The 271-nt window shown below is 64.9% G+C and carries 1 protein-coding gene; it reads left to right on the top strand.

What is annotated here, in order from left to right; translation table 11 throughout:
• Positions 1-271 (top strand): hypothetical protein (locus tag ACLJNW_RS25265; RefSeq protein ID WP_410961370.1); only part of this gene is annotated, 271 nt, incomplete at both ends.

Here is a 271-nt window from a genome sequence, read left to right on the forward strand (position 1 = left end):
GTGTTCCAGCGCCTGGCGCAAACCACGCCCTCGCTGCTGGTGCAATTCGGCCTGCCGTGGATCCCGGAGATGCCGGACAAGGCCGCGCACTTCCTCGGCAACCTGGCACTGGCCTTCACCGTGCTGTTCCTGATCCTCGCCCTCACCGCGCTGCTGAATGCCCTGCTGGACATCTACGCGCGTACCGAGCACGCCCGCACCCGCTCGATCAAGGGCTACGTGCAACTGGCGAAGATCGCCGTGTTCGTGTTCGGCGCGATCATCATCGTCT

This window comes from Salmonella sp. SAL4457 (assembly GCF_046548235.1).
Classification (GTDB): domain Bacteria; phylum Pseudomonadota; class Gammaproteobacteria; order Enterobacterales; family Enterobacteriaceae; genus Salmonella; species Salmonella enterica.